Here is a 509-nt window from a genome sequence, read left to right on the forward strand (position 1 = left end):
CCCCCGCGTCGCCATTCGGCTTCGTTGAGCCAGACTGAGGGCCGTGGCCTTCAGACATCGGGATCACAGGAGGAGTCCGCCATGCATGCTATCGCCAACGCCCCGAACAATGCGACCGCTTCGTCTGCCGTGCGCGTCGCCGTCGATCTTGCCAAGGATGTCTTCGAGCTGGCCTTTGCCGATGCCAGTGGTCGGATCATCGAGCGCAAGCGACTGGGTCGCGCAGCCTTTGCGCGCGCGTTCGACAACCGACCCGCTTTGCGCATCGTGATGGAGGCCTGCAGCTCTGCCCACCACTGGGCACGGCGTTTCGAGCGCCTCGGGCATCAGGTCGTGCTGCTGCCCGCCCACGATGTCCGGCCCTACGTCCGCCGCAACAAGACCGACCGCACAGATGCTGCCGGCCTGCTGGAAGCGGACCGCTGCGGCGATATCCGGCCGGTGCCGATCAAGTCGCCCGATGCCCAGGGCGTGCAGGCGCTGCACCGCATCCGCGAGCAGCTCAAGGC

Annotated in this window: 1 protein-coding gene; it reads left to right on the plus strand. The window is 67.2% G+C overall.

The annotated features are described in order from the left end of the window. Positions 1 to 81: 81 nt before the first annotated feature. Positions 82 to 509, plus strand: a 428-nt coding sequence (locus AS93_RS0118405; protein WP_155956190.1) for a transposase, incomplete at its 3' end; no start/stop codon positions are given.

The organism is Pseudomonas sp. RL (assembly GCF_000647775.1).
In the GTDB taxonomy this organism is placed as follows: Bacteria; Pseudomonadota; Gammaproteobacteria; order Pseudomonadales; family Pseudomonadaceae; genus Serpens; species Serpens flexibilis.